The following is a 22,155-nucleotide window of genomic DNA, read 5'->3' on the forward strand; positions in this document are numbered from 1 at the left end:
GCAAGAATTGGTTGAGGATCTTTTTCTCAACCAAAAACTTAGAAATTTCTTGTTATCCTATGTAAATTAACAAATGTGGAAGGATGAGAGATGAGCACTGAAATGTTCATCCAGTATTTTTTTAATGCACTGGCATTGGGATCTCTTTATGGGCTTATCGCTATTGGTTACACCATGGTCTACGGTATACTGAGACTCATTAATTTTGCTCACGGTGATATCTTCATGCTAGGAGCATATTTTGTTTTCTTTTCCACAATTAGCTTTATGCCTGCTTGGGCAGCACTCCTTCTTTTGTTTCTCGCGGCTCTTATTTATTATTCGGTCTTTATAGGGTTTAAAAAGCGCCCTTCAATTTATTGGATTGCTGTTTTTTTAATCCTTGCGTTAGGTTTTGTTTATTATTTTAAAATTTCTCCACAAGCTTTTACCCCGATTTGGGTTTTAGCTCTTTGTTTTTCTATTTTTATTACAAGTGCAGTGGGTATTGTTGTTGATCAACTTGCCTATAAACCTCTACGCCATGCTCCGCGTATCTCGGCACTTATCGGTGCAATTGGTGTTTCTTTTTTTATTGAAAATCTTTCTACTGTACTCTTTAGTGGTGTTCCAAAAGGTGTAAAACAACCAGATTTTCTTGTAACACCATTTTTATGGCATTTAGGATCAGGAGCAGATGGTATCATTAGAATTGCTCCCATGTCTCTGATCGTTCCCGTTGTGTCATTGATTCTTATTGTTTTACTGTTATGGATTATCCATAAAACAAAACCGGGTCTTGCTATGCGTGCAATCTCCCATGATATTGAAACGACGCGTTTGATGGGTGTGTCTGTCAATAAAGTTATTGCATTTACATTTGGAATAGGCTCAGCTCTTGCCGCTATAGCAGGTATTATGTGGTCTTTACGTTATCCTCAAATTCAGCCTTATATGGGCGTTCTTCCTGGTCTCAAAGCATTTATCGCTGCTGTTATCGGAGGTATTGGTTCGATACCAGGAGCAATGTTGGGAGGATTGTTATTAGGATTTATTGAAATTATGATTATCGCATTTTTCCCCGCGCTATCTGGATATCGAGATGCCTTCGCTTTCATTTTATTGATTCTGATTTTATTGATATTGCCCACAGGATTAATGGGTAAAAAAAGTCAGGAGAAGATCTAATGGCAAAGTCAGTGACAACTGTTTTATCTTGTATAAGTGTTTTAGTTCTCATAGGTTTTTTATTTTATGCTGATAGCCATTTTAATGACTATACGCTTCGTGTCATAAATCTGATTGCTATTAATGCGATATTGGCAATTTCGCTTAATTTGATTTACGGTTTCACAGGTATGTTTTCTCTTGGACATGCTGGATTTATGGCTATTGGTGCTTATGTTTGCGCAATTTTACTTCTTTCCCCTGAACAAAAAGAAATGATGTGGATTCTGGAGCCTATCGCTGAACCATTGTATCATCTGCAATTACCTTTTTTTGTCGCTGTTGTTATAAGTGGTATATGTGCTGCAGTTGTAGGTTTATTGATTGCTTTACCAATATTACGTCTTGGTGGTGATTATCTTGGAATTGCAACATTGGGTTTTGCAGAAATTATTCGCATTGTCATTACGAACGCAACATCGCTTACAAATGGCTCTTTAGGTATCAAGGGAATACCTCAAAATGCAACATTATGGTGGAACTATGGTTGGTTAGCATTTACAGTTCTCTTTATTGTCCTTTTACTGCAAAGCAATACTGGTAACGTATTACGTGCCATTCGTGATGATGAAATTGCTGCGAAAACTATGGGAATTAACGCTTTTTTCTACCGTAGTTTTTCTTTTACTGTTGGAGCGTTTTTTGCAGGTATAGGTGGAGCATTAATGGCTGCTCTTATTTCAACCATTGATCCCAAAATGTTTAATTTTCTTCTAACTTTTAATATTTTGATGATTGTAGTTGCTGGTGGTCTCGGTTCAATTACAGGAAGCATTATTGGCAGCATTATTATTACAGTTATGCTTGAATGGCTTCGTATTATTGAAAGTCCATTTGACTTAGGTTTTATACATATTCCAGAAACACCAGGACTTCGCATGGTTGTTTTTTCTCTTTTATTGCTGGTAATTATCTTGTTTTGGAGAAAAGGGTTGATGGGACAACGAGAATTCTCATGGAATGGAATTTATAGCTTTTTGACACGCAAAAAGCTTTCTAATACTGAGGGAAAGCTATGAACGACACCATCCTTTCACTCAATAATATTATAATGCGTTTTGGCGGATTAGTTGCTGTAAATAATATTAATATGGCAATTAAACGAGGAAGTATTACTGGATTAATTGGTCCCAATGGTGCTGGAAAAACAACAGTTTTCAATATGATTTCTGGATTTTATGCTCCTACAAGCGGCATCATTCTTTTTGATGAGCAAAAAATTTCTGGAGCGCCTCCTTATATTATCTGTAGACGCCATATTGCCAGAACATTTCAAAATATTCGTCTTTTCTCAGGGTTAACGGTTTTGCAGAATGTTATGGTAGGAGCGCATGTTCGACAAAAATATCCTTGGTTTTCTTCAGCTCTATTTTTTTCAAAGGCAATGAAAGAAAAGAAGGAAGTTTATAAAAATTCCTTAGAACTCCTTGAGCAGCTACAACTTGATCACCTTGCTGATCAATCGGCAACAGCTTTACCTTATGGTGTGCAACGACGTCTAGAAATTGCACGCGCGTTAGCCACAAAGCCCAAATTGCTTCTTCTTGATGAACCTGTTGCTGGCATGAATCCACAAGAAAGTGAAGATCTTAGAAAATTCATAGCAAAAGTGCAAAAAGACTTTGATCTTACAATTCTTCTTATTGAGCACGATATGAAAGTGGTTATGGGGCTTTGCCAACATATTTTGGTTATGGAATATGGCTGTTGCATTGCCAATGGTACACCAGATGAAATTCGTAATAACCCTAAAGTTATTGAAGCTTATCTTGGCGGAGATGTTTATGGATATTCTTAAAATAAAAAATCTTTACGTTCATTATGGCGCCATTAAAGCTGTCCAAAATCTTTCTATGTCCATAAAGCGGGGCAGTATTGTCACTTTAATTGGAGCCAATGGTGCAGGAAAAAGCAGTATCGTACGTTCTATTACAGGACTTAATCGCTCTGTTTATGGAAAAATTACCTATAATGGCAAATCCATTATTAAAAAATCACCAGAAGAGATTTTGCGATTAGGTATTGCTCTAAGTCCTGAAGGACGCCGTATCATGCCCCATCTCACTGTTTTAGAGAATCTTCATCTAGGCGCTTATATTCGTCACGATAAGCAGGGAATTTCCCGTGATATTGAATGGATATTTGATCTTTTCCCGCGTCTACGTGAAAGAGCAAAACAGTTAGGAGGAACAATGTCAGGTGGTGAACAACAGATGGTTGCTGTGGGCCGTGCACTCATGAGCAATCCTGATATGGTCATATTAGATGAACCATCGTTGGGGTTGGCACCGCTTCTCGTTCGAGAAATTTTTTCGATTATTCGAAAAATTAATGAGATGGGAAAAACTGTTCTTCTTATTGAACAAAATGCATTTGCTGCGCTTTCTATAGCTGACTATGCTTATATTTTAGAGGTAGGACATATTTTATTTCACGGTGAAGGTAAAACTATGCTCTCTGATTCGCGTGTTAAAGAAGCCTATCTTGGTGGATAAAGACTACGAATTGAGGAAATATAGCTCATCCCTCCACCTTTTAAAAAAGCATTTCTCATCCTCAATGAGAAATGCTCCTTTGTGAAGTTCGATTATTACATCCACCATTTTTCTGCACTGAATATCCCTGCTTCTTTTTCAATAATGTGTGCTATCTGAAAAATGACTTCTTCAGCAAAAGGTTTACCAATCAATTGCAATCCTAGAGGCAAACCATTTGATGACAGACCTGCAGGAACAGAGATTCCTGGTAAACCAGCCATATTAACTGGTACCGTAAAAATATCATTAAGATACATTGCTACAGCATCATTTTTTATTTTTTCATCAGCTATACCAAAGGCAGGTGTTAGTGTTGCTGGTGTCAGAATAGCATCAATGCCTGAAGCAAAACATTGATCAAAATCTCGTTTTACGAGTGTTCTTACTTTTTGAGCTCTTAGATAACAGGCATCATAATAACCAGATGAAAGAACATAAGTCCCAACCAAAATACGTCGCTTGACTTCATCACCAAAACCAACAGAGCGCGTGTTTTCATACATCTCAATGATGTCTTTTCCAGGCACGCGTAGACCAAAACGCACACCATCATAACGTGCTAAATTAGAAGAGGCTTCTGCAGGAGCTATAATATAATAAGAAGGTAGAGCATATTTTGTATGGGGCAAAGAAATGTTCTTAATCTCAGTTCCTGCTTCCTTTAACCAACTTATGCCTTTTTGCCAAAGCTCAATAATTTCTGGAGACATTCCATCCATATGATATTCTTTTGGAATACCAATTTTCATTCCTTTAATTGATTGACCAAGATAACTTTCATAATCAGGAACTGGTAATTTCACGGAAGTAGAATCTTTTTCATCAAAAGAGGCCATTGATCTTAGTAAGATAGCACAATCACGAACATCTCTGGCAACAGGTCCAGCTTGATCAAGAGATGAAGCAAATGCAACAACACCCCACCGTGAACAACGTCCATAAGTTGGCTTTATTCCTACAGTTCCAGTAAAAGCTGCTGGTTGACGTATTGAGCCACCTGTATCGGTTGCAGTTGCACCAGCGCAAATTTGTGCAGCAACAGCAGCAGCAGATCCTCCTGAAGAACCACCGGGTACGAGTTTTTCATTCGAGCCTTTTTTTCTCCAGGGATTAATAACGGGACCATAATATGATGTTTCGTTGGATGAGCCCATAGCAAACTCATCCATATTAAGTTTTCCTAACATTACAGCACCGTCTTGCCATAAATTAGCCGTGACAGTTGATTCATAATGCGGTTTAAAACCATCAAGGATATGTGAACAGGCTTGAGTATGAACACCATAGGTTGCAAAAAGATCTTTAATCCCCAAAGGAATTCCTTCTAAAAGCCCTCCCTGCCCTCTCGCTAAGCGACTATCTGATTCAGCAGCCATTTTCATTGCCTGTTCTGCTGTTATTGTTACATAAGCATTCAAAATTGGATTAGCTGATTCTATTGCTTGTAAATAAGCTTCCGTTAATTCTGTTGCTTTGAGATTTTTCTTTGTTAGAGAATCACGAGCTTGCGCAATTGTGAGGGTTGTTAAATCAGTCATATTGGTTCTCAAATTTCAAAAATATAAAAAGTTACTCAACAATTTTTGAGACAAGAAAAAAATTTTCTTCTGTAACAGGGGCATTGGCTACAATATCTGCTACTTTATCGCCATCTGTAACACTATCTTCACGCATTCGTAGAGTCATCGGCATCACAGATGTTAATGGCTCAACTCCACTGACATCAACTTCATTCAATTGCTCTACAAAACCTAAAATAGCATTGAATTTTTTTGTCACAGGTTCTATCTCATCATCGTGGATAGCAATCCGCGCTAAATGTGCGACCCGCTTGACGGTCTCTTGATCAACAGACATACTACTTACGCCTTTCTGTTTTTATTAATCTTTATTCTGGCTATACAAGGCTGAGCTTGCAAGCGCAAGAATATTAGATAACATGAATGAAGAAATAACTATTAGATATGAAACATTAAAAAACGCATTATACCCTTATGACCGTTATTAATATAAACGAAGTTATGACACATCTTTTGCCTGGACAAACAATAGCAGGCTTAGATTTAGGGACAAAAACTATCGGAATTGCGATTTCTGATATGGGGCTGACTGTCTCAAATCCGCGTCCTGTACTACAACGAAAAAAATTTACAGAAGATGCTTACACACTTATTAAAACTTTTGACCGTGAAAATGTAGGCGTTATTATCATTGGCTTACCCCTTAACATGAATGGAAGCAGCGGTTCTCGTGTTCAAGCAACCAGAGCTTTCGTGAGCAATATGAAAGCTTATACAAAAATTCCATTTGTTTTTTGGGACGAACGTTTGTCAACAATTGCAGCAGAACGTTCTCTTCTAGAAATGAATGTATCGCGCGCTAAAAGAGCAAACCGAATTGATTCGGCAGCCGCTGCTTTTATATTGCAAGGTGCTCTTAATAGAATTCAAAACTTTCATCATATGGAAGGATAGAGGACATTGAGCAAATGCCCTGCATTATATCGTGCAATGAGCATCCCGTAGGAAGATCTCCACTGTCCCCCAAGACGGCTTTCCATATAAGCATTTGCAACATGTTCTATGTCTGTAGAACGTAATGCTGCAGCTGCAGCTGCATAGGCTACCTGTTCGACAAAAAACCTTCCTGCACCTTCATTTGCTGATGCCATATCACCTGCTGACTTAATAATTTCAATTGCTCGTGGTCCCGCTGGTCCAATATCAAGAGCAATTTTTTCTAACAATTTCTGAAACAGTCCTGGTGCTTTTTCAGCAATAAGAATGGCATCCTTTACCAATTGATTAGCAGAACTATTTCTCACAATTCGTGCAGGCCCATTATGCAACATTTGTGATAATGGGTTATTCTCTATAAAACTTTCAATACCAAGTTGTGCAATAATTTCGCCAATAATAGGCACAACCAATTGACTTACGTGATAAGCAATAATAGGTGTCATAATGCGGGCAAAAGCTGCTTCAGAACGGTCATTTGCTGCATTGTCAAATGCTCTCGCTAAACGCAAAACCAATGCCTGTGAAGCAGCTATATCTAATGCAATATCTGCAAAAATACGTTCTGTCAGTGGTGGTAAAGGTTGATTGGGCATTTTTTTCCGGAAAAAATCTATGCCAAATTGAAGAGCCGCTCGCAAAACACCTGCCGATATGACCGATTGATCGAAACGCATCATCGTCTCGATATCTTTAATAACTTTAAGCCCTTCTCCAGCATTTCCCAAAAGCCAACCATAACTGCCTTGGAAATCAACAACGCCCTCTGGTGTTAAAAGTTCTCCAGAACGCTGAATTAAATGACGAATCGATATAAATCCATTTAATGCGCCATTTTCTTGTATGCGTGGAATAAAAAAACAACTTAAATGGCCATTTAAATCTGCACTAACAAGATATCCATCAGCGGTAGGATTAATAACATTGGTTTTTACAACATTTAAACGATATAGATCACGTTCCATACTTTCATCGAAAGAAATCTTCTTAACACTTGGAAAATTAAAAGCGTATTTTTCAATATCATCAAATGCACAAGTTAGAGAAGCAGCCTTTTTATGATGAATAGGCTTTGATGAGGAATCATATTGGCGTGATAAAAGTACATTTTGCCATTTTTTGAAGAGCTCTATATCACTAATTAAAACAGCAATAGCTGCACTCGTTATGATAACTTCATTCAAATGCCCTGTTTCTAAACCGGCAGATAAAGCTAAACGAATCGCACGCGCTTGATAGCGTACTCCATTTTCTGAGCTCGTATTTTCCCAAAGCGAGGTAACCAAACCTGCTTGTCTAGAATATTGCTGAAGAGCTTGATAGGAAGAATGGATCTCTAATTTTTCCGTTGGTTGCCCCCATTCATCGTTATAACACAATAAAGGCTTATAATGATTCGCCAAGCAAGAGAGTTTCCATGCTTCTCGACTCGCTGCAAAATCTCCTATTTCTTCAAAGCTTGCTAACAAAAACTTAGGCAAAGTAGAGGCAATACGAAACATAAGCGTATCGCTAAGAAATGTATTTTTTCGACGATTATTTTGCGCAGATACAGCACTCATAGGTATATTCCTACATTCAAACCATTCATATCATAGACTATTTGTCTTTTTAGAGTTAAGAAACATTTATCATATTCAAACAAATGCTTGTTTAACCTGTTTAGAGAGAGATAAAGAAGAATGCTATGATTCAAGATAATTTTTTTCCACTTTTCCCTCATCAACATCTTTTAGCTATTAAAGATCTAAGTGTACAAGATCTTAATACATTGCTTGATCGTGCAGAAGCAAATGTTATCCTTTCTAACAAAATTGATAAAATAAAATCTACTTTGCATGGACGGACTCAAATTAATCTCTTTTTTGAAGCCTCTACGCGAACACAATCTTCTTTTGATTTAGCGGGTAAAAGGCTAGGTGCACACGTGATGAGTCTTGCGATCGGCAACTCATCTGTAAAAAAAGGAGAAACATTACTTGATACAGCTACAACTCTCAATGCGATGAAGCCGGATATACTGGTTTTTCGCCATAACAGTGCAGGAGCGGCAGCTTTATTAGCGCAAAAAGTTGATTGTTGTGTCATTAATGCAGGTGATGGTGCTCATGAACATCCAACACAGGCTTTATTAGACGCTCTAACCATTAAAAGAGCAAAAGGTCGTATTGAAGGATTAACTGTTGCGATTTGTGGAGATATCTTACACTCACGTGTTGCCCGTTCCAATATCCTGAGTCTCAATGCTTTGGGTGCTCGTGTTCGTGTTGTTGCTCCCTCAACACTCTTGCCCGCAGAAATCGCTCATATGAGTGTTGAGGTTTTTAACACGATGAAAGAAGGTCTTAAAAATGCTGACGTTATCATGATGTTGCGCTTACAGCATGAACGGATGACAGGTTCTTTTATTCCCTCTACGCATGAATATTTCCATTATTTTGGCTTACATAAAGAAAATTTAGCCTATGCCAAAAATGATTCCATTATTCTGCATCCTGGACCAATAAACCGTGGTGTAGAGATTGCATCTGACATAGCAGATGGACCACAAAGTATGATTCATACACAAGTAGAAATGGGAATTGCAGTGCGTATGGCGGTCATGGAGGCTTTATTAGATTCACGCGCAAAGATCAGTGGAGAAAAAAAATGATAAAACCAATTGTTTTTCAAAATGCTCGTATTATTGATCCTTCGCGCGCAATCGATGAAATTGGTACAGTTATTGTTGAAAATGGACGGATTATAGCCGCTGGAAAAGAAGCTCTGAATCAGGGTTTCCCAGAAGAAGCAGAAATTGTTAACGCACAAAACAAAGCAATTCTCCCTGGCCTTGTTGATGCGCGCGTTTTTGTTGGAGAATTAGGAAATGAGCACTGTGAAACAATCGCATCAACAAGTCAATCCGCCGCCGCAGGTGGTATTACTTCTTTCCTCATGATGCCAGATACGCGTCCAATCATTGATAATGTGGCATTTGTTGAATTTATTAGGCATACAGTACAAGAAAAGTCATCGGTCAATATTTATCCCGTTGCTGCGATCACACAAGGTTTCAACGGACAGCAAATAGCGGAATTCGGCTTACTAAAAGCTGCAGGAGCTGTTGCCTTTTGTGAAGGAAAAAAAACGCTTCAAAGTTCATCTGTTATGCGACGTGCAATGACTTATGCGCGTGATTTTGATGTTCCATTGATGCATGAAACGCAAGATAAAGATCTTACAGGACAAGGTGTGATGAATGAAGGACTGCTCGCCAGTTGGCTTGGTCTTTCTGGCATCCCCCGCGAAGCAGAAGTTATCCCACTTGAAAGGGATCTGCGATTAGCAGTATTAACGCAAACACGCTATCATGCCGCTCAAATATCAACAGCACTCTCTGCTGATGCACTTCGTTTAGGTAAAAAACGCAGTGAGAAAATTTCAGCGGGTATATCTATTAATCATTTATCTTTCAATGAAAATGACATTGGTGAATATCGCACCTCTTTTCGCTTAATGCCCCCATTGCGTACAGAAGAAGACCGTATAGCAATGATTGAAGCAATAAAGGATGGGACTATAGATGTTATTGTCTCTTCTCATGATCCTCAGAGTAACGATACAAAACATTTACCATTTAATGACGCGGCGGTTGGCGCTATTGGTATGGAGACTTTATTGAGTGCAGCCTTACGCCTTTACCATGATGAGAGCCTATCTCTTTTACGGATAACTGAACTTTTGTCAACGGCGCCTGCAAAGCTCTTTGGACTCAATGCAGGAACACTGAAGAAAGGTGCTCATGCAGACCTTATTGTGGTTGATCTTGAAGAACCATGGGTTGTTTCGAAAGAGAATCTCTATTCACGTTCAAAAAATACCCCTTTTGAGAATGCACGTTTTCAAGGACGCGTGCTCCAGACCTTTGTGAAAGGGAAAACCGTTTTTAAACTTGATCAACAAACTTAATGAGATTCTTAATGAATGAAGCAGAAATATTTTTTCAGTCCACTCCATGGTTTATTTTCCTCATATCTTATCTCATTGGCTCGATTCCATTTGGTCTTCTTTTAACGAGATTAGCCAAACTTGGCGATGTGAGAACAATTGGTTCCGGCAATATTGGAGCTACAAATGTTTTACGAACAGGAAATAAAAAACTTGCTGCTCTAACACTTCTTTGTGATATGTTGAAAGGAACTATCGTTGTTTTCGTTATAAAGTTTTTTAGTGATCCGCTAGACAATAGTATCCTTGTTTCTCTAGCAGGTTTTTTTGTTTTCTTAGGACATCTTTTCCCCATATGGCTTAAATTTAAAGGTGGCAAAGGTGTTGCTACCTATCTAGGGGTCTGCTTAGGAATCTATTGGCCTGCAGCAATTATTTTTATTATTGTATGGATAACGATTTTTCTCCTCACACGCTATTCTTCATTATCCGCACTCATTTCTGTTGTTATAACTGCGATATTTGTTTTTTACTTTTCCGATCCTTATTTCTATTTTATGCTGATTGTGATGAGCATATTTGTGTATATAAAGCATTACGCAAATATCGGTAGATTATTAATTGGGGAAGAAAGTAAGATTGGGACTCAAAACGGGGATAAATAAAGGAATCCTGCTCACTGATCGTCAACGTCTAAATTGGTTACGGTTGTTGCGCAGTGAAAATATTGGAGCTGTTAGTTTTCGCAATCTCATTGATCATTATAAAACAGCAGAATCTGCTCTGGCAGCGTTGCCAGAGCTTAGCAGAAAAGGTGGTGGTTCTGTATCTATTAAAATAGCAAGCTTAGAAGATGCAGAAAAAGAAATACAAAAAGCTAAAAGATTAGGTGTTCGGTTTATCGGTATGGGAGAACCAGATTATCCAGCTTTTCTTAAGGTTACAGAAGCCCCTCCGCCGCTTATTGCTATTAAAGGTAATGTTTCAATTTTTCAAAAAACTTCTATTGGAATTATAGGTTCTCGAAATGCTTCAGCTGCGGGAAAAAAGCTTACGGCTCAATTTGCGCGTTTTCTCGGAGAAGCAGACTTTATAACAATTTCTGGGCTCGCTCGTGGAATTGATAGCGTTGCGCATCAAGCAAGTTTAAAAACAGGAACTGTTGCAGTCATGGCTGGGGGAATTGATCATATCTATCCTCCTGAAAATAAAAAGTTGCATGAAGATATTATCGCCAACGGTGGAGCCATCATCAGCGAAATGCCCATTTCTTGGAAGCCGCGTGCTATCGATTTTCCAAGAAGAAACCGTATTATTGCAGCTCTATCACTTGGTCTCTTGGTTGTAGAGGCAGCCCTGCGCTCAGGGTCCTTAATTACCGCACGTCAAGCAGCTGAAATGGGACGGTTAATTTTTGCCATTCCCGGTTCACCACTTGATCCAAGATCTGTTGGTACAAACAATCTTATCAAGGACGGTGCTCTACTCACCACACATCCTTCTGACATCATAGAAACACTTACGCCATTAATTTCACCGCTTCCAAATTCGCAACTCAATTTTTTTGAGGAACCATCCTCTTTACAACTTGAAAAGGAGAATTTCAATTTAGCAGATGAAAAAAACAGCAGCCCCTCTTTAGCAGGTGATGATGCAGCACGTGCAGCAGTTCTCTCTGCTCTTTCAACAACGCCAATCGATTTAGACACACTCAGTACCCACACAGGTGTTCCACTTCCAACTCTCTACCTCTTGTTGGTAGAACTCGACCTTGCTGGAAAGCTTATTCGACACTCTGGTGGTTGTGTGTCATTGTCGAATCTTGATCTTCCCCAAGAGCCTCAGCACTATTAATAATGCTTTGCCCTTCTTTGGCAACCATATCCAAAAGCAATGCTAAAAGCGGACTATGCGCCTGACGCGCCATCTGATTCATTTGCTTAGACATGTCTGTAATATATTGGATAACTTTTAAATGATTTATAAACATAATCCTCTATCCTTGAGCATTTCCCCCTCCTACCTCTCAATAGACGTTATCTTAGTATTTCGCCGTATGTTCCTGTAATAACAGTGGAAAGTAAATCGTGTAATTCTATATAGGGTGTATTCTAATAATAACAATCATAAGTTGTACAATATTCATGTTTTTTATATGGCTAATATTTTTTTATGTGCTCTTAAGCAATTGTCATTAGCTATTCGCGTAAAAGGCGTTTATAAAAAAGTTTTTTATTTCAATATTTGGGTAAAATTATGAATATCGTTATCGTTGAATCTCCAGCAAAAGCAAAAACAATAAATAAATATCTTGGGTCTCAATACAAAGTTGTTGCATCATTTGGACATGTTCGTGATTTGCCTGCAAAAGATGGTTCTGTTTTACCGGATCAAGATTTTTCTATGAAATGGGATATAGATTCTGCTGCCGCTAAACGTTTAAATGAAATAGCAAAAGCCGTTAAAGAAGCCGATAGCCTTATATTAGCAACAGACCCTGATCGTGAAGGGGAAGCTATTTCATGGCATATTCTGGATGTTCTTCGTCAAAAAAAAGTTTTAAAAGATAAACCTATTAAAAGAGTTGTCTTCAATGCCATCACCAAAAAGTCTGTGCTTGATGCTATGAACAATCCACGTGATATTGATACATCACTTGTAGATGCTTATCTTGCACGTCGCGCACTTGATTATCTCGTTGGTTTTACACTTTCACCTGTTTTATGGCGGAAACTCCCTGGTGCACGTTCAGCAGGACGCGTTCAATCAGTTGCTTTGCGTATTATTTGTGATCGTGAAGCAGAAATAGAACATTTTATCAAAGAAGATTATTGGTCCGTTACAACACAATTAAAAACCATCCGAAATGATAGTTTCCAAGCAAGATTGACAATGTTTAATCAACGAAAAATAGGCAAGCTTGATATTCAGTCTCAAGAACAAGCAGACCAAATTCGCTTTATGTTGGAGAAAGCCCAATATCATACACTCAGTGTTGAAGCAAAACCTACAAAGAGAAATCCTCTTCCTCCATTTACAACCTCCACACTACAACAAGCAGCTTCTTCAAAATTAGGATTTTCAGCTTCTCGCACTATGCAAATTGCCCAAAAGCTTTATGAAGGCATTGAAATTAATGGTGAAACGGCTGGGCTTATCACTTATATGCGTACCGATGGTGTGCAAATAGCACCAGAGGCTATTGATTCAGCACGAAAAGTTATTCATGAAACTTTCGGTAAAGACTATATTCCTGAAAAACCACGTTTTTATTCAACAAAGGCAAAAAATGCACAGGAAGCACACGAAGCGATCCGTCCAACAGATTTTCAACGCAATCCTAGTCAAGTCCGTAATTTTCTCGATAGCGATCAAGCAAAGCTCTATGAGCTGATATGGAAGCGTGCTATTGCCAGCCAAATGCGTTCTGCTGAAATTGAACGCACAACTGTTGAAATTGAAGCACAACAAGGAGAAAACCGTGCAAATCTAAGAGCAACAGGATCTGTTATTCGCTTTGATGGCTTTATTTCCGTCTACACCGATCAACGAGACGAAGAAAATAATGAAGAAAATGAAACAACACGTTTACCACAAATAAACACTGGTGAAGCACTTACAAAAGAAAAAGTTGAATCTGTACAGCATACGACAGAGCCCCCTTCTCGTTATTCTGAAGCTTCATTAATTAAAAAGCTTGAGGAGTTAGGAATTGGTCGTCCTTCAACTTATGCCTCCACATTGGCGACATTGTGTGACCGTGGATATATTGTAATTGATAAACGAAAGCTTATTCCCGATGCTAAGGGACGAATTGTTACAGCCTTTCTTGAAAATTTTTTTAATCGCTATGTAGAATATGGTTTCACAGCAGATCTTGAAGAAAAGCTGGATCTTATCTCTGATGGGAAACTTTCTTGGAAAGACGTATTGCGAGATTTTTGGGATGGATTTAATGCATCTATTAGCAATATCCAAGAACTCCGTATAACCAATGTTCTTGATGTTTTAAATGTAACATTAGCACCTCTCGCCTTTCCTGAACGCGAAGATGGAAGTGATGTGCGTTCCTGTCCTCTTTGTAAAAATGGTCAATTATCATTAAAACTCGGTCGTTATGGTGCTTTTGTTGGCTGTTCCAATTATCCCGAATGTAAGTATACACGCCAACTTGGTACAGATACTGGAGAAGAGAATGAAACTGTACGCAATGATGAACCTGTTATACTTGGTATTGACCCTGAAACAGGAAAAGATATCTCTCTTCGCAATGGCCGGTTTGGTCCCTATATTCAACTTGGTGAAAGCAAAGAAGTTAAGCGTGCAGGACTACCAAAAGAATGGCAGGCAGAAAATGTAACCCTTGATAAAGCCTTGGCTTTACTATCCCTTCCCCGTGAAATTGGCATTCATCCTGAAACTGGAAAAACAATCACAGCTACGATTGGACGATATGGTCCCTATCTTAGCCATAACGGAAAATCTGCACGCCTTCTTCATGCAGATGAAGTTTTTGATATTGGTATCAATCGCGCTGTTACAGTATTGGCAGAACAACAAGAAAACAAAACCAAGCAAAGCAGAACAACATCTGCAGCATTGGCAACATTAGGAGAGCATCCCGAAGGAGGAACTATTACCGTGCGCAACGGGCGTTATGGTCCTTATGTCAATTGGGGTAAAATTAATGCAACATTGCCAAAAGATAAAGATCCCATTAGTGTAACACTGGCAGAGGCATTAGAACTTATATCGGCTAAAGCATCGAGTAAAAAAACAACTTCAAAAAGAGCTTCTTCTAAAACAAAAGCAAAAATAAAAGAGACATAAATTTTGGCTAAAGGTAAAAAAAACATAAATTATCTCTCTACATTCAAGGGGAAAAATTTTCCCAATAAGGAAGAAATCCTTTCCTTTATAAATGAGAATCCTAACCACTCAAGTAAACGAGAAATCGCCAAAGCTTTTAACTTAAAAGGCGATTCTCGTATTTGGCTTAGAGATATATTACGTGAGTTGAAGGATCAAAATCTTATATCTAAACAACACAAAAGAGCAATAAACAAAGGAAAATTACCCCCTGTTACTTTAGTAAAAATTAGCGGACGTGATAAAGATGGGAGTTTTATTGCACAACCTCTTGAATGGGAAGATTCTCCAAAGCCCAATATTGAAATACACTCTTTTCATCACATAAAAGGAAGTAGCATTGGTGTTGGAGATCATATTCTTGTAAAAGTTTTTCGAAATAAAAATTCTGAAAGCTCAAGCCCCCCTTATACGGGACGAATTATTCGTAAAATTGATATATCTCCCAAAAGCGCATTTGCTGTTGTAAGAAAATTTGAAAATAATCAATGGCGCCTTGATCCTATAGACCGCAAAACCAATGAACTCATTGTTGAAATGTCTCCAGAAATGAAGATTGTAGTCGGTGATCTCGTTGAAGTCGAAATTAAAAAAAATACTGGTTACGGATTAAAGAGCGCAAAAATAAAAAATGTTTTAGGGCATATTAAGAGTGAAAAAACACTCTCAATGATAGCACTTCTTTCGAAAGGAATTCCTTATATTTTTCCTGAAAGTGTTCTTGAGCAAGTCAAACATATCAAAGCTGCCAATATGGATAATCGTGAAGATTGGCGACAGTTACCATTTATTACAATTGATCCACCAGATGCAAAAGACCATGATGATGCAGTTTATGCAACCAAGGATAAGGACCCAGCAAATAATGATGGTTGGATTATTATTGTGGCCATTGCAGATGTTTCTTACTATATCAAAACAGGAAGCGCATTAGATAAAGAAGCTTTGAAACGCGGAAATTCTGTTTATTTTCCCGATACCGTTGTGCCAATGTTACCTGAGCGCCTTTCTCATGATTTATGTTCTCTGCGTGAAGGAAAAGAAAGACCAGCTTTAGCCGTTCGTATGATTTTTGATGCAAATGGTAATAAACGAAAACATAGTTTTCATCGTACTATGATTCGTGTAAGAGCCAAGCTTTCTTATCAAGAAGTACAATTGGCAATTGAAGGTAATATAAATGAAAAAACAGCCGCTCTTTTTGAGAGCATTTTGCAACCCTTATGGGAAGCCTATACATGCCTTAAAGCTGCGCGAAATCGTCGCCAACCACTAGAATTAGAAATTGCAGAAAAAAAGATTATTCTTGATCAAAATGGATGCATAAAAGATGTTGTGAGTGAAACACAATTAGAAGCGCATCGTTTAATTGAAGAGTTTATGATACAAGCCAATATTGCAGCTTCTGAAACATTAAAACAACATCACCAGCCCCTCATTTATCGTATTCATGAAAAACCTTCTCTTGCTAAGCAAGAAATACTTCGGAGCTTTCTTCAAAGTTTGGGGATACCACTCTCCCGCGGAAGCGAACTTACCTCAGCGCGCCTTAATAGCATTCTGGCAAAAATGACGAATACACCACAAAAAGAATTGATCAACCAAGTTATTCTGCGCTCACAATCTCAAGCTGAGTATAATCCCAAAAATATCGGCCACTTTGGTTTAAACCTACATAATTATACACATTTTACATCCCCTATCCGCCGTTATGCTGATCTTATTATTCATCGAGCACTCATTAAAACGCTGAAATTAGGAAATGATCAGTTAACAGATACACAAGAACAAAATCTCGCAGAAATTGCTACGCAAATTTCTTTATATGAACGCCGTGCAATGATGGCTGAAAGGGAAACTATTGATCGGCTTGTTGCTCACTATTTAACGAATAAAATCGGCCGTATTTTTACAGGTCGCATTTCCGGAGTTACAAAAGCAGGTCTTTTTATCTCACTTGATAAACTCAACACAGATGGTTTTGTCCATATTTCTACACTTAAAAATGATTATTATCATTTTGATGAAGCCCATCATGTTCTTGTAGGACAGCGTAGCCATAAAGGCTATCAGCTCAGTGATGTTGTAGAAGTAAAACTTATAACGGTACAACCTTTTGCTGGCGCTTTATGCTTTGAACTCTTAACAAAACCTCGTCCAATAAAATTTTTACCGACATCTTACCATAAAAACAAATTTAAAAAACAAAAGCATACTTTTTATGGGAGAAAAAATTAAGCTTCTTATCCTCCATTAAATAGAATATGAATAATAAAAGAATGAATAACTTCAAATTAAGAAATGACTTATATTATATAATATTTTTATTATTTTATGTGTACAATCTTCTTTCTTTAATATACAAGAGGATAAATTTTATTGCTATCTCTATAATAACCATATAGAAATCTTGCAGTTTTTTATACTCAAGGAATGAGAAAAACTGCAAAGAATAGTTTTGGCTCCCTTTCATTTCAGCTCATCTTTTTATTGTTTAAATAAACAAAAGTACCTTAAGCCATTCTCATGAAAAAAAAAGCTTTTAACTCTCAAAACAATTCTTTGCGTGCAATTATTGCAGCTATTGTAACTATTGGCACCGTTGGAACAGCATTGGGAATAGGAACACAACTTGTCTCTCTTCTTATGGCAGAGAAAGGTATTTCCAATAGTATGATCGGCTATAGTGGAACTGTTGGTGGATTTGCCACAATTGTTGCAGCTATTTTTACTTCTCGAATCGCCCTATGCTTAGGCATTTCTAAAACGATATTATTTATGATGGCCATAGGATCGTTAAGTTTTTTAGGATTCTATTTTTTCGAATCCATATGGGTTTGGTTCATTTTAAGGTTTATATTACATTTTACTATGACGGTTATGTTTATCCTGTCAGAGTTTTGGATCAACAGTTATGCTCCCCCTAAAAGACGTGGTTTGGTTCTTTCCATTTATGCTATTGTCCTAGGATTAGGGTTTGCGATAGGTCCAACGCTATTAGCAAAAGTGGGAACACAAGGATTTATTCCTTTTGCTGTTGGTTATAGTCTTATTATATTAGCTGCTATCCCAATTCTTGCCGCTTGGAAATTAAGTCCAGAATTTCAAAAAAGCCAATATACACCATTTTTTCGTTATCTTTTTCACGTTCCAAGCGCTATGATGGCAGTACTTGTTTACGGTGCTATTCAAATGGGCGCATTAACTCTTATTACGCCCTTTAGTTTATCCATTGGTTATAATGAGAATGAAGCAGCACACTTTATGGCAGCCCTTGCGCTCGGAAATGTTTTCCTCTTAATTCCTATTAGCATTATAAGCGATTATGCCAAAGATCGACGCTATCCGCTGATAAGTTGCGCTATCTTAGGTTTTGTGGGAACTTTCATGGTACCATGGATCATTCAATATCCATGGATTCTAATGCTTGATCTGTTCCTTCTTGGTGGTGTATCAGCGAGCCTTTATACAATCGGTCTTGCACATCTAGGGGCACGTCTCAAGGGACAAGAACTTGCTGCTGCTAATTCTGCTTTTATTTTTTGCTATGGAATTGGTATGCTTATCGGGCCGACCGTTATCGGAAAATCCATGGATATCTTTAATCCTTTCGGTTTTTCAATAGCTATAGCTGTTTTTTTTAGTTTATATGTCACTTTGGTGTTTGTCCAACTTATAAGAAAATTAATCAGCTCTTGACTTTTTTGAGAACATCCGTAGTGTTGCTGGAAAATCTGATGACATCAAAAATAGGTTTTGATAGCAAGATAATATTTTTTCAGTATAAGTAGGGTTCTTACATTATGGCTAAAGCAGCAACCATTAAGATCAAGCTTTTATCAACTGCAGATACCGGTTTTTTCTATGTAACAAAGAAAAACAGCCGTACAATGACAGATAAAATGAGCAAGCGTAAATATGATCCAGTTGTAAAAAAGCACGTTGAATTTAAAGAAACAAAAATTAAATAAATAGACTTATCATTGAATTGATAGATTTTATACTCCAAAAGGAATGTGGGGATATTGCTCTTCAACGTTATTTTTTGAGGGGTGTTTTTTGTTCCCTTAAGTTTAAAAAGTTTACTTTAAAATTTGTATGTTTTGTACGAATTTGGATAAGTTGATTTATTATTTAAGTTGCTTACATATATTCTACATGAGTATTGATTATTGTGCTATCTAACGAGATTTTTTCATTAAAACGAGACATTGTTTCGTCATATAAATGGAATTTTGGACGAATTATAAGCAATACTAAAATAGAGTGCGTTATAATAATGTTAGCAGTTTCTTGGTTTCATGAAAAAAAATTCTCATTTTAATCTAAGAAGTTTAAAAAAAATTACCGGTTTCAGTATTTTTGTCGCTGCTAGCTTTCTTATCGTTATGTCAATTTATTTTAAGCAGAACCAGCAGTTGCCTCAAAAAGAAAATTTTTTTTCTCAAAACTCTGTTAAAGGAAATGCACTAATCATTGATGGTGATTCTATCATGATTTCTTCAATTAGGATTCGACTTGCTGGAATTGATGCTCCTGAACTCCACCAATTTTGTGGAAAAAAGGAGAAACGCTACCCTTGTGGGCTTGAGGCAAAAAAATATTTAGAAAAACTAATAGAAAATCAAACTGTTACATGTCTCTGGCATAAAACAGACCAATACCGTCGTATCCTTGCAACATGTAAAACAAAACAAGTTAGCAATATCAACGCGACGCTTGTACATAATGGTTGGGCTGTAAGTTATTATGAATATCCCAAAGAAGAACAAGAAGCTAGAAGGAAAAAGAAAGGAATATGGGCATCAAGTTTTCAACGACCGCGAGAATGGCGCAAAGCAAATCCTCGCACTGAATAAAAAAATATTTTTTAATTTCATTGACCAATGAAACGATGTAATCAGATTATTAAACTTGAAAAAAAAATCTATTCCTGTCGTGTTTGTATCCAACAGCCACATTATTTTCCTCCTCTTCCTCACGAACCAAATCCCGTCGTTTATTTATCCGATACGGCTTCGATTGCAATTGCAGGACAAGCACCAGGATTGCGTGTCCATGAAACTTCTATCCCTTTTAATGATCGCTCTGGCGAAAGGCTGCGTGATTGGCTGGGGGTAACGAAAGAAGAATTTTATAACAGATCTCTTTTTGCTATTGTTCCTATGGGATTTTGTTTTCCAGGTTATGACAAAAATAAAGCTGATTTACCACCGAGACGTGAATGTCGAGAAATATGGCATGAAAAGACATTTCAAGCGATGCCTCAAATAAAGCTTGTTCTTGCTATTGGCAGTTATGCGCAAAAATGGCATATTACGGAATTAAAACATAAAACTGTTTCAGCAACCGTTAGTGATTGGAGAAATATTCTTTCCATTCCCCAACCTCAAGGCTATAATGTTATGCCTTTGCCTCATCCATCATGGCGAAATACTTTTTGGTTACAGAAAAATCCATGGTTTAACGATGAGCTTATTGTATATCTGCGTCGTTTAGTGCGTAAATTTTTATAAATTAAAATATTGAGAAAAAATATGGATCGTCTTGACCGAAAAATTTTACATCTTTTGCAAGAAAATGCGACACTTTCTGTTGCTGATATTGCTAAAAAAGTAGGACTTTCGACCACTCCTTGTTGGCGTAGAATTCAAAAGCTTGAAGAAGATGGCGTCATTCAGCGTCGTGTTGCCGTTCTTTCTCCAGAAAAAGTAAATGCGCACGTCACTGTTTTTGTGTCTATTCGCACAAACACACATAGTCATGAATGGTTTAAGCGTTTTTCAAAAATTGTGCAAGAATTCCGTGAAGTCATTGAATTTTATCGAATGAGTGGAGATATTGACTATTTGTTGCGTGTTGTTGTGCCCAACATTGAAGCTTATGATCTTTTTTATAAAAAATTAATTTCTAAAATTGACATCCGTGATGTCTCATCTTCTTTCGCAATGGAACAGATTAAATATACAACGGAACTTCCACTTAATTATATTAAATTACACGACAAAACGCATGAACAAAATCCTTAAGAGTTTTTTATATCATCTCATTATCTTTTAGGCATTCAAACTTTTTTGTTAAAAAATCATCATTTGTGCATGTGTTAAAACAGCAGCTTTGACAATACCAGCTGCTATAGCTGCTCCTGTCCCTTCACCAAGACGCATCCCCAAATCCAGAAGTGGTTCTTTGCCAATTTTGTTTAAAAGTTTACGATGAGCTTTCTCAGAAGAAACATGTCCAACAAGGGTATGATCAAGAGCTTTTGGATGCATTTTATAAAGGACCGCTGCAGCTGCTGTTGCCACAAAACCATCTAAAATAACGGGTATTTTTTCTATTCTTGCTGCTAAAATAGCACCAACCATGGCAGCAATTTCACGTCCTCCTAAGCGACGCATTATCTCAAAAGGATCATTAAAATAATCCTTATGTAAAGAAATGGCTGTCTTAACCGCTGAAATTTTACGTTGATAAAAATCATCGTCTAATTCCATACCATTTCCTGTCCATTCTTCCACTTCTCCTCCAAACAATGCTAAGCATAAAGCTGAAGCTATTGTTGTGTTTCCAATGCCCATTTCTCCAATACATAAAAGATCTGTTCCACCCGCAATGGATTCCATTCCAAATGCCATTGTAGCAGCCGCACTCCGCTCATCCATTGCGGCATCCTTCGTAATATTCATTGTTGGATATTCCAATGCTAAATCAAAAATTTTTAATCCAAGATCATAAGCAATACAAATTTGATTGATAGCAGCTCCACCCGATGCAAAATTTTGCACCATCTTTTGTGTCATAGATTGTGGAAATGGTGTAACATTTTCTTCTACTATACCATGGTTTCCAGAAAAAATAGCGACTAAAGGTCGCGTTACGATAGGTTTTTCTGTCCCCCTCCATCCCGCATACCAAACAGCAATATCCCCTAGTTTTCCCAATGTTCCTTGCTCTTTTATTAAGTTTTTTTGCCGTTTTTTTGCCAAAATTATAGAAAACTCATCAGCAACAGGTAAATTTGTAAGCAAAGCACGAAAATCATCAAATGGACTAGCGGTCATAAGGATACCTTTTAAAATCTACAATGTTTATGA

The 22,155-nt window shown here is 37.5% G+C and carries 21 protein-coding genes; 16 read left to right on the plus strand and 5 right to left on the minus strand.

Annotation, left to right across the window (positions count from 1 at the left end; translation table 11 throughout):
• The first annotated feature begins 90 nt into the window (after positions 1–90).
• Genes ACFIKH_RS05890 through ACFIKH_RS05905 form a run of 4 tightly spaced genes read left to right on the plus strand, consistent with a single transcriptional unit; the run spans position 91 to position 3,701 of the window.
• Positions 91–1,167 (plus strand): branched-chain amino acid ABC transporter permease, encoded by a 1,077-nt coding sequence (locus tag ACFIKH_RS05890; protein ID WP_375625769.1) that lies wholly within the window; start codon positions 91–93, stop codon positions 1,165–1,167.
• Positions 1,167–2,225, plus strand: a complete 1,059-nt coding sequence (locus ACFIKH_RS05895; RefSeq protein ID WP_375625767.1) for a branched-chain amino acid ABC transporter permease — start codon at positions 1,167–1,169, stop codon at positions 2,223–2,225. The genes ACFIKH_RS05890 and ACFIKH_RS05895 overlap by 1 nt, the downstream gene beginning before the upstream one ends.
• Positions 2,222–3,004, plus strand: coding sequence for an ABC transporter ATP-binding protein (locus tag ACFIKH_RS05900; protein ID WP_375627339.1), 783 nt, complete (start codon positions 2,222–2,224; stop codon positions 3,002–3,004). The genes ACFIKH_RS05895 and ACFIKH_RS05900 overlap by 4 nt, the downstream gene beginning before the upstream one ends.
• Positions 2,991–3,701: an ABC transporter ATP-binding protein gene (locus ACFIKH_RS05905; protein WP_375625763.1), complete on the plus strand. Its 711-nt coding sequence runs from the start codon at positions 2,991–2,993 to the stop codon at positions 3,699–3,701. The genes ACFIKH_RS05900 and ACFIKH_RS05905 overlap by 14 nt, the downstream gene beginning before the upstream one ends.
• 95 nt (positions 3,702–3,796) lie before the next feature.
• On the opposite strand, the gene gatA is transcribed toward ACFIKH_RS05905, so the two are convergent.
• Positions 3,797–5,281 (minus strand): Asp-tRNA(Asn)/Glu-tRNA(Gln) amidotransferase subunit GatA, encoded by a 1,485-nt coding sequence (gatA, locus tag ACFIKH_RS05910; protein ID WP_375627338.1) that lies wholly within the window; start codon positions 5,279–5,281, stop codon positions 3,797–3,799.
• Positions 5,282–5,312: 31 nt separating this feature from the next.
• Positions 5,313–5,600: an Asp-tRNA(Asn)/Glu-tRNA(Gln) amidotransferase subunit GatC gene (gatC, locus tag ACFIKH_RS05915; protein WP_375659178.1), complete on the minus strand. Its 288-nt coding sequence runs from the start codon at positions 5,598–5,600 to the stop codon at positions 5,313–5,315.
• Positions 5,601–5,737: 137 nt separating this feature from the next.
• On the opposite strand from gatC, the gene ruvX reads away from it, so the two are divergent.
• A complete protein-coding gene (ruvX, locus tag ACFIKH_RS05920) occupies positions 5,738–6,217 on the plus strand; it encodes a Holliday junction resolvase RuvX (RefSeq protein WP_375627337.1) in 480 nt (159 codons plus the stop codon).
• Here ruvX and ACFIKH_RS05925 read toward each other — a convergent pair.
• Positions 6,202–7,821 carry an acyl-CoA dehydrogenase family protein gene (locus ACFIKH_RS05925; protein WP_273787944.1) on the minus strand — a complete coding sequence of 540 codons (1,620 nt, stop codon included), beginning with the start codon at positions 7,819–7,821 and terminating at the stop codon, positions 6,202–6,204. The two genes, ruvX and ACFIKH_RS05925, sit on opposite strands and share 16 nt — an antisense overlap.
• Positions 7,822–7,946: 125 nt before the next feature.
• Here ACFIKH_RS05925 and ACFIKH_RS05930 point away from each other — a divergent pair, with 125 nt between their 5' ends.
• The 4 genes from ACFIKH_RS05930 to dprA are packed head-to-tail and all read left to right on the plus strand — an operon-like array spanning position 7,947 to position 12,043.
• A complete protein-coding gene (locus tag ACFIKH_RS05930) occupies positions 7,947–8,912 on the plus strand; it encodes an aspartate carbamoyltransferase catalytic subunit (RefSeq protein ID WP_375671177.1) in 966 nt (321 codons plus the stop codon).
• Positions 8,909–10,210 carry a dihydroorotase gene (locus tag ACFIKH_RS05935; RefSeq protein WP_375671179.1) on the plus strand — a complete coding sequence of 434 codons (1,302 nt, stop codon included), beginning with the start codon at positions 8,909–8,911 and terminating at the stop codon, positions 10,208–10,210. Before ACFIKH_RS05930 ends, ACFIKH_RS05935 begins: the two co-directional genes overlap by 4 nt.
• Positions 10,211–10,221: 11 nt before the next feature.
• Positions 10,222–10,854: a glycerol-3-phosphate 1-O-acyltransferase PlsY gene (gene plsY / locus ACFIKH_RS05940; protein WP_375627334.1), complete on the plus strand. Its 633-nt coding sequence runs from the start codon at positions 10,222–10,224 to the stop codon at positions 10,852–10,854.
• The gene (gene dprA / locus ACFIKH_RS05945; protein WP_375627333.1) at positions 10,829–12,043 is read left to right on the plus strand and encodes a DNA-processing protein DprA; all 1,215 of its coding nucleotides are present in this window, start codon (positions 10,829–10,831) and stop codon (positions 12,041–12,043) included. The genes plsY and dprA overlap by 26 nt, the downstream gene beginning before the upstream one ends.
• On the opposite strand, the gene ACFIKH_RS05950 is transcribed toward dprA, so the two are convergent.
• The gene (locus tag ACFIKH_RS05950; protein WP_005773510.1) at positions 11,973–12,179 is read right to left on the minus strand and encodes a hypothetical protein; all 207 of its coding nucleotides are present in this window, start codon (positions 12,177–12,179) and stop codon (positions 11,973–11,975) included. The two genes, dprA and ACFIKH_RS05950, sit on opposite strands and share 71 nt — an antisense overlap.
• Positions 12,180–12,445: 266 nt before the next feature.
• Between ACFIKH_RS05950 and topA the strand changes: the two genes are divergently transcribed.
• From topA to ACFIKH_RS05985, 7 genes are all read left to right on the plus strand, one after another.
• On the plus strand, positions 12,446–15,019 hold the full coding sequence (topA, locus tag ACFIKH_RS05955; RefSeq protein ID WP_375627332.1) for a type I DNA topoisomerase: 2,574 nt from the start codon (positions 12,446–12,448) through the stop codon (positions 15,017–15,019).
• 3 nt (positions 15,020–15,022) lie between these two features.
• On the plus strand, positions 15,023–17,296 hold the full coding sequence (rnr, locus tag ACFIKH_RS05960) for a ribonuclease R (protein ID WP_375671181.1): 2,274 nt from the start codon (positions 15,023–15,025) through the stop codon (positions 17,294–17,296).
• Positions 17,297–17,584: 288 nt separating this feature from the next.
• Positions 17,585–18,757, plus strand: a complete 1,173-nt coding sequence (locus tag ACFIKH_RS05965; RefSeq protein ID WP_375627331.1) for an MFS transporter — start codon at positions 17,585–17,587, stop codon at positions 18,755–18,757.
• 104 nt (positions 18,758–18,861) lie between these two features.
• A complete protein-coding gene (gene rpmG, locus ACFIKH_RS05970; RefSeq protein WP_004864083.1) occupies positions 18,862–19,029 on the plus strand; it encodes a 50S ribosomal protein L33 in 168 nt (55 codons plus the stop codon).
• Between the two features lie 330 nt (positions 19,030–19,359).
• On the plus strand, positions 19,360–19,917 hold the full coding sequence (locus ACFIKH_RS05975) for a thermonuclease family protein (RefSeq protein WP_375671183.1): 558 nt from the start codon (positions 19,360–19,362) through the stop codon (positions 19,915–19,917).
• 27 nt (positions 19,918–19,944) lie between these two features.
• Positions 19,945–20,574 carry a uracil-DNA glycosylase family protein gene (locus ACFIKH_RS05980; protein WP_375671185.1) on the plus strand — a complete coding sequence of 210 codons (630 nt, stop codon included), beginning with the start codon at positions 19,945–19,947 and terminating at the stop codon, positions 20,572–20,574.
• Between the two features lie 21 nt (positions 20,575–20,595).
• Positions 20,596–21,087, plus strand: a complete 492-nt coding sequence (locus ACFIKH_RS05985; protein WP_273722692.1) for an Lrp/AsnC family transcriptional regulator — start codon at positions 20,596–20,598, stop codon at positions 21,085–21,087.
• 48 nt (positions 21,088–21,135) lie between these two features.
• Here the strand turns inward: ACFIKH_RS05985 and cobT are convergent, their stop codons facing one another.
• Entirely contained in the window at positions 21,136–22,122 is a 987-nt protein-coding gene (cobT, locus tag ACFIKH_RS05990) for a nicotinate-nucleotide--dimethylbenzimidazole phosphoribosyltransferase (RefSeq protein ID WP_375670293.1), read from the minus strand.
• Positions 22,123–22,155 lie beyond the last annotated feature (33 nt).

Origin of the sequence: Bartonella sp. SD1336NMGDW (genome assembly GCF_042193565.1) — a bacterium.
GTDB classification, from domain to species: Bacteria; Pseudomonadota; Alphaproteobacteria; order Rhizobiales; family Rhizobiaceae; genus Bartonella; species Bartonella grahamii.